The 7,919-nt window shown below is 60.5% G+C and carries 4 protein-coding genes and 1 pseudogene; all 5 read left to right on the top strand.

All coding sequences use genetic code 11. From position 1 onward, the window contains the following. Positions 1 to 1,542: 1,542 nt before the first annotated feature. The gene (locus VGL22_RS20240) at positions 1,543 to 2,526 is read left to right on the top strand and encodes a hypothetical protein (protein WP_465268774.1); all 984 of its coding nucleotides are present in this window, start codon (positions 1,543 to 1,545) and stop codon (positions 2,524 to 2,526) included. A 564-nt stretch (positions 2,527 to 3,090) separates the two neighbouring features. Then, positions 3,091 to 5,160, top strand: a complete 2,070-nt coding sequence (locus VGL22_RS20235; RefSeq protein WP_465268773.1) for a beta-N-acetylhexosaminidase — start codon at positions 3,091 to 3,093, stop codon at positions 5,158 to 5,160. A 262-nt stretch (positions 5,161 to 5,422) separates the two neighbouring features. Further along, a complete protein-coding gene (locus VGL22_RS20230; RefSeq protein WP_465268772.1) occupies positions 5,423 to 5,665 on the top strand; it encodes a hypothetical protein in 243 nt (80 codons plus the stop codon). 275 nt (positions 5,666 to 5,940) lie between these two features. Further along, on the top strand, positions 5,941 to 7,464 hold the full coding sequence (locus VGL22_RS20225) for a magnesium chelatase (RefSeq protein ID WP_465268771.1): 1,524 nt from the start codon (positions 5,941 to 5,943) through the stop codon (positions 7,462 to 7,464). A 118-nt stretch (positions 7,465 to 7,582) separates the two neighbouring features. Next, a pseudogene (locus tag VGL22_RS20220) lies at positions 7,583 to 7,919 on the top strand (hypothetical protein); the annotation flags it as partial.

The following is a 7,919-nucleotide window of genomic DNA, read 5'->3' as shown; positions in this document are numbered from 1 at the left end:
CAGGATGATGGGCCACTGCTTGCGGTCGTCGCGGCGAAAGTCCTCAGGCAGATAGATCTGGAACCGGTAGGTGACGCCCTTCACCACCATCTTGCGGTTGAGAAAGCCGGTCTCCTGCGGCGCAGGCGCGGGTTTGGCTCTGGCGGCTGCAGTCCGGCTGCCGCTGAGCAGAAGCATGGCCACCCCAACGCAGAATAGGCCTAAGAATGTGTTCCGATCAGGGCGCATGTCCTCGTCTTTCATCATAGAACGAGGGGCAAACCCGCATTCGTCTCTCTTTTCCCTCTCTTGCCACAATCATCCCAAGACCCCTCTACAAGACCCTGTACAAGACCCTGTACAAGACCCTGTACAAGACCCTGTACAAGACCCTGTACAAGACCCTATAGATGCCTGCGACTGGCGAAATACTGGACGCTCTCCGGCTCGACCGTGATTGGCACGTAGCGGCATGCGCACGCTGCTCCACGCCGCTGATCTGCGCCCCTGATCTGCGCCCCTGATCTGCGCCCCTGATCTGCGCCCCTGATCTGCGCCCCTGATCTGCGCGACGGGCCCTGTAGCGGCGAAGAGACCGCATGCGGAGATGAGACGGATCCGGTTTTGCTGGAACGTTTCCGGCGCGAAAAGGCTGATGCCGCTGCTGGCCAGGCACTGCCTGCTGCGACGCCTGCGTTTTCTGTTCCGGGAGATCGGGAGCGGCGAGGGTGATGCCGCTGAGATCCCCGGTGACGTGTATGCGCTGCTCGGCGGGCCCGTACCCGCGAACAGGGCGCGTTGCTGCGCAAGGGCCGCGGCTGCGCAGGCCAGGCCATAGAATGCGGATGCCAGGGCAGGTTTCATTCGAGGAGAGCCCCCTCGCTGCTTCGCGGAAACGATAGTACATCCGCCGTGTCTCCCACTTCCTTGCTTACCAGGAGGTATCCAGGTCCATCGAACCGGCGGCCGCTCACCTGTGACCGCGCGCACAGTTTCACCGGCCCACTCTGGCGCATAATCAGTGACTCAACCCATGCCGTCGTCCTACCCAAACCCGGCCCGACGCTCTCTACCTGCTTGCCAAGCCTCGCACCCTGTTTACCAGAAAACTAATAGGGTTTCACCCCCATTCGCTGCAATGGGCGATCGGATATTTTACTCGTAACTACCTAATATTAAACGAGTTATAATCGATTTGCAAATCAAATTGATTTTCGCCCCAAACCCGAATAAAAAGCGAATTACAGGCGAAGAAATCCCCTCGGTCGCCAGCGCTAAATTCATCAAATATTACTACATAGTAACTATCGCGACTCTTTGACCGCGCCGGCACTCGTGACCGGGCTCCTTCAACAGGAGCGAACCGCAGGGGCGCAGCCCTGGTGCGATCAGGAAGAGCGGGGTCGATGGGGCCTGCGCGGAAGGCCCGGGACGCATCCAAGCAAGTGTGACGCCGCAGTGTCTGGGTGTGTCCCCTCTGGCGTTCTTTTTACATATCAAGCGGAAAGGCCGTTCAAGATGTTGCTGAGATCCGTTTTCAGGTTGGAGATGGGGCGGTTTGCTTTGCCTGTGTTCCTCGTTGCCGGTTTGGGGATGTGTACGCCTGTGGCGCAGGCCGCTTCCTGCACCACCCAGTCGGCGATGCAGGCCCAGGAGCGCACGGCGCTGGCATCGGCCGCCCGCGGCATGCTGGTGCAGGTGCAGAATGGGGACGTCAACGGGCTGAAGGCCAACACCCTGCCGGCAGTGGCGGCGGACTTCGGCGGCATCGCGCAGAGCGTGCAGAACCTGTCGCCGGACATCAAGGCAGCCACCATCACGGTGGATACGGTGTATGACCTGGACGCGTCGAGCGATGCGGCCGGAGCGCAGAGCACTCAGTTCTTCTGCGGCTCGCCTGTGGTGGTGCTGAACTTCGCGGGGCTGCCGCCCGCCAAGTACGCGCTGGCGCTGGTGCATGCCACGGGCGTGGAGAAGCCGCAGCAGGTGTCGCTGGTGCTCGCCCAGGTCAGCGGCAAGTGGATGCTGGCCGGTTTCTTCGCCAAGCCCATGATCAATGCCGGGCATGACGGGCTGTGGTATTGGGTGTCAGCACGCAAATTCAAGCAGGCCAATGGCAAATGGGCCGCCTGGATCTATTACCGCATGGCGGCGGATCTGCTGGAGCCCCTGGATAACTTGTCCAGCCCGAACCTGCAGAAGCTGCAGCAGGAGACCGACGAGGTGAAGCCCACCGACTTCCCCAGCGACAAGCCGGTAACAGTGAACTCGGCATCGGGAGCGTTCCAGGTCACCGCTGTCGATACGACTACGGCCTTCGGCGGACTCGACCTCGATGTGCACTACACGCCGGATCCAACCCAGGCGGGACAGTTACACGATCCACCCACTGCCCGTAAGCAGGTGGTGGGTGTGATGACGGCGCTCCTGGCCACGCACCCGGAGCTGAAAGACGCCTTCCACGGGATCTGGGTGCATGCCGATCAGGGAACTGCTTCGCTGTTTGCGCTGGAACTGCCGATGGACCAGATTGCCGCCGGCAGGTGATCGAAGGCCGGATTCGGTCTCTGTGTGAGTTGGAAGCGAGGCCCGGGATGGGAGTTACACACCCGGGCTTTTCTTTGCTCTGGAGCAAACAGCAGGGATTTCAACTCCACTAAAGTGGCAGACACATCCCACTTCGCTTCGGCGAAATTCACGTATTGTGATTTCAGACCCAATTACACACTGATCCTGGAGGCACCTGCGGTGCGGCCAACTGGCACCTGCAATGCGGGTAGCCTGGCGGGACTTACACGGGTAGTTCGCTTATCGCTGTTTTGTAGTTGACCCTGGTTCTCTCTGCGTTCCACCTTTGCTCTCTGCTTTGCTCTGAAACACCGGTTTTGGCATGAAACGGCCATCCTTCATAAAGAAGGGTGGCCGTTTCATTTGGTGCTGCCTGAGGTTCGTGGTCTCCCGCTGTATCACCGGACGAGGTGACCGCAGGGGAGCACTGCCGGTCGTGCTGTTATGCTGTGCCGGTTGGGGACTCTGCTGATTTCAAAGGGGATTTTGATGGGCCTTCCTATTTTTTTTACCCGTGCACTTGGGACATTCAGGATTGTTGCGGTGACCGGTTTGATGACCGGCGTTTCTCTTTGCGCGCAGGAAAGCACCGGCGGCGCAGAGGGCACAGGAGTGGAGAAGCTGCACTTAATGCCGTTGCCCAGGTCCGTCCAGATGGGGCAGGGCGAGCTGGCGCTGGGATCGAGCTTCAAGGCGGCAATCGTGGGAGATCACGATGCGCGGCTGAATGTGGCCTTCGACCGCTTTCTGACGCGGCTGGACCGGCAGTGCGGGGGGATCAGCCGGGCGCAGCACGATGCTGCGCAGGATGCAAAACCGGTGCTGACGCTGAAGGTAGCAGGACCGGGCGGCGCAATACAGGGCGTGGATGAAGACGAGAGCTACAAGCTGACCGTGACGGCGAGCGAAGCGGAGCTGAGCGCGGCGACCGATGTGGGCGCGATGCACGGGATGGAAACGCTGCTGCAACTCGCGGATATGCGCGGCGAGGGGTGCCGGCTGCCGGCGCTGACCCTTGACGATGCGCCGCGCTTCCGGTGGCGGGGACTCCACCTGGATGTGAGCCGGCATTTCGAGACGATGGAAGTGATCGAGCGCACGCTGGATGCCATGGCGGTGGCGAAGCTGAACGTCTTTCACTGGCACCTGAGCGACGACCAGGGCTTCCGGGCAGAGAGCAAGAAGTTTCCCAAATTTACGGAGGTGGCATCGGACGGGCTCTTCTACACCCAGGATCAGATGCGCGAGATTGTGGCGTATGCGCGGGCGCGGGGCATCCGCGTGGTGCCGGAGTTCGATATACCGGGGCATACATCGAGCTGGCTGGTGGCGTATCCCGAGCTGGGGGCCGAAGAGATCAAGTCGATGCCCATCGGGTTTGGGATTCCGCAGGCGGAGCTGGACCCAAGCAACGAGAAGACGTTCAAATTTCTGGATGAGTTTATCGGGGAGATGGCAGGGATTTTTCCGGATGCCTACTTCCACATCGGCGGCGACGAGACCAAAGGGAAGGGCTGGCTTGAGAATCCGCGGATTGCGGAGTTCATGAAGAAGAAGGGATTCGACACGCCGGAGAAGCTGCAGGCCTATTTCAACCAGCGGCTGCTGCCCATCCTCAAGAAGCATGGCAAAACGATGATGGGTTGGGACGAGATTCTGACGCCGGAGCTGCCCAAAGACATCATGGTGCAGAGCTGGCGGGGGGATGCGAGCCTGGCCGCCGGGGCGCAGCAGGGCTATGTTGGAATTTTGTCGGCCCCGTACTATCTGGACGCGCAGAAGACCTCGGAGATGATGTTTCTGGCCGATCCGATACCTTCGGATACCAAGCTGACGGCGGAGCAGCAGAAGCTGATCTGGGGCGGCGAGATCTGCATGTGGGGCGAACAGATTCATCCGGAGACGGTGGACTCGCGTGTGTGGCCGCGGAGCCTGGCGATTGCAGAGCGGTTCTGGTCGCCGCAAGCGGATCGCGATGTCGCGGATATGTACCGGCGCCTGCGGATTGCGTCGCTGCAGCTGGAGGATGTGGGTTTGACACACATCAGCGGCCCGCGGAAGCTGCGGCGGAATCTGGCCGGGTCGATGCACCCCGAGGCGCTGGAGGTGATGGCGTCGGTGGTGGAGCCGGCGACGTTCCACGACCGCTACCAGGCGCAGCATACAGACAGGCTGACCTCGCTGGACCGGATGATTGATGCGGTAGTGCCAGACCCGCCCGCGCGCCAGGAGATTGCGCGGCAGGTGGATGCGCTGCTGAAGGGCGATCGCGCCGCCGCGATGGAATTGCGGCGGCGGTTCGAAAGCTGGCAGGAGGCGGCGCCGCGTATTCAGGCGAGGTCGGCGGAGTCGGCGCGTTTGTCCGATGTGGCCGACCGGGCGCGACAGTTGGGTGAGTTCGGCCGGATGGGGCTGGAGGCGCTGGCGTTTATCCAGGTGCGGACGGCGGCGCCGGCGGGCTGGGTAGATGCGCAGAAAGCGGCGATTGAAGAGGCTAAGAAGCCGTCGGGGATGCTGCGGTTTGTGTTTCTGCCGGAGATGCAGAAGCTGGTGCAAGGGGCGGCCACCTGCGATGCGGGTGGCTGCGGCGTTGCCGCTGCTGCGGCGCATTGAGAGTTGTAATCGCGGCTCAAGGGGATTGTTCCCAAGCTTTCGGAGCCGGCATCGCTTGGGCAAATGGCGACCGCTATCCAGACCGGGACCACGGAGAGATTCAGGCGCAGGAAATGATCGGTCTGGATACCAAAGTACTTTTGCGATACCTGGTACAGGATGATCCGGTGCAGTCTACGCGGGCAACCGAGATCATCGAACGACATTTGAGCGAAGTCAAACCTGGCTTTGTTTGCCTGGTGACTGTACTGGAAGTGGTGTGGTGCTGAAGAGCCTCTACAAGCGATCGCCGCAGGAGATCGCGAACGACCTTGAGATGATCCTGGCGGCGGACACACGCGAGGTTCAGAACGAGCAGGAGGTGTACCACGCAGGTATTGCTCTCAGAAACGGCATCGTCACGTTTGAAGACGCATTGAGCGGAGCGCTCGGAATCTGGAAGGGCTGTTCGTCGACACTTGCGTTCGATGAGAAGCCAGCGAAGAACCTGCACGGGCTGGCTTGATAGTTCGGAGGGGTCCGGGCTGGTGCGGCTTGGGTTCTGAGGGACGGTTGCGATTCGGGCGAAGGGCGAGCATACTACCTGAACCGGTTAGCTTCGTCGCGCAGTGGGGCGGCGGAGAAGTGAGCATGCCGGAGAGCGGGCTTCCCTCGGACGAAACAAAATGCGCGTAGACTTTGATCCTGCTCCAAGGCGTGTGTCCGCGCGCGAGCCCAATTCATTAGTCGCACGTCGATAGTAGAAATGGCCGGCCCCTTCCGGCTCCCAGGAGGCACATCATGCCTGCAACGCACCTTCATTCCCCGGCGGGGGAAGGCCTTCCTTCTACGCTGGGGGAACTGCGCACCAGTCCCTTCGCAAGCATTCAAAACCGCTCCATCAAGGACGAGATGCGGGGGAATCTGATTGTGCTGCTGCGGAGCGGCGCAACGATTTTTCCGGGCATCGTGGGCTATGAGGACACGGTGGTGCCGCAGATTGTGAATGCGGTGCTGTCGAAGCAGAACTTCATTCTGCTGGGGCTGCGCGGTCAGGCGAAGAGCCGCATTCTGCGCGCCCTGACGGCGCTGCTCGATGAGCGGACACCGTATGTGGCCGGGTGCGAGATTCGCGACAATCCGTTTCATCCCCTGTGCAGGCGCTGCCGCGAACTGGTGGCCGAGCGCGGCGATGCGACTCCGATCGCCTACATGACGCGCGAGGAGCGCTATGTGGAGAAGCTGGCCACGCCCGATGTGACGGTGGCGGATCTGATTGGCGACATCGATCCCATCAAGGCGGCGCGCGGCGGCGAGAACCTGGCCAGCGAACTGACCATGCATTACGGGCTGCTGCCGCGGGCAAATCGCGGGATCTTCGCGATCAATGAATTGCCGGATCTGGCGGGCAAGATCCAGGTGGCGTTGTTCAACATCATGCAGGAAGGCGATGTGCAGATCAAGGGCTATCCGGTGCGGCTTGAACTGGATGTGGCGCTCGTCTTCAGCGCCAACCCTGAGGACTATACGGCGCGCGGAAAGATCGTGACTCCGCTCAAGGATCGCATCGGCTCGGAGATTCGCACTCACTATCCCGAGACGCTGGAAGAAGGCATCGCGATCACGGCGCAGGAGGCCTGGACGGAACGCGACGCGCGGATCGAGATACCAGGTTACATGCGGGAGATCGTGGAGCAGATTGCGTTCAGTGCGCGCGAAGACAAGAAGGTGGACAAGAGAAGCGGCGTGAGTCAGAGGTTGCCGATTTCGACCATGGAACTGGTGATTTCAAATGCGGAGCGGCGCGCGCTTGTGAATCGCGAAGAGATGATTGTGCCGCGGGTAAGCGATATCTATGCCGCGTTGCCGGGCATCACCGGGAAGCTTGAGCTTGAATACGAGGGCGAACTGAAGGGCGCCGATACCGTTGTGAAAGATCTGATTGCGACGGCGGTAAGGAAGGCCTATGACAAGCATTTCGGCGAGATCGACACGCAGCAGATTGAGATGTGGTTCAACCTGGGCGGGACGGTGAAGCTGGATGATGCGACCAGCGCCGATGCGGCCCTGGCGGAGTTGAGCGGAATTCAGGGCTTGATGGAGAAGGTGAAGGCGCTCGGTTTGAAGTTATCGGATAGCTCGCCGGTGCTGGTGGGCGGCGCGGAGTTTCTGCTGGAGGGGATGGTGGCGCATCGAAAGCTGAGTCGCAGCGAGGAGCACGGGTTTTCGAAGCAGGAAAAGGCGCGCAAGCAGGAGACGCACAAGATGGAGATTGAGTACGAGGATTGGGAGAAGGCGCGAAAGTCGAGACGGGGATATAACTGACGGACAATGTCACGGAGTCATAAAGCGGCAAGGCTGCAAGCTGGACAAGTCCTTCGGTGCCGCTTCGCCACTCTGTCACTTTGTAACCTTGTCGCTTTTTCACTGACAAAGGGCTGCCATGAAGCGCGTTCGGTATCAGAAGTATTCGGGTGATTTGGCGGGCGAGGTGGATCTCGAAGATCTGCTGAAGGCGCTGTCTGACTATTTTCTGGACTCGGGGTTCTCAGACCCCTACTCGCGATTCCAGGATCTGGATCAGGACTTGGAGTCACTGCGCGAGGCGCTGCGGAGGATATTGGAATCGGGTGAGTTCTTCGATCCGGAGATGCAGGAGAAGATTGACCAGCTCAACGCCGAGGGCAAGCTGGATGAGCTGATCGATAAGCTGATGCAAAAACTGGAGCAGCAGAGTTATATCTCCTACACGCAGCCCAATGGGAATGGAACGGTAAGTG

It is taken from the genome of Occallatibacter sp. (assembly GCF_036502485.1).
Classification (GTDB): Bacteria; Acidobacteriota; Terriglobia; order Terriglobales; family Acidobacteriaceae; genus Telmatobacter.
Note: the sequence above shows the minus strand (reverse complement) of the source record. Positions and strands in the feature narration are given on the sequence as shown.

What these genes read in the sequence shown, in the direction of transcription:
- VGL22_RS20225 (WP_465268771.1), top strand. Translation starts at nt 5,941, where the DNA reads ATGCCTGCAACGCACCTTCATTCCCCGGCGGGGGAAGGCCTTCCTTCT.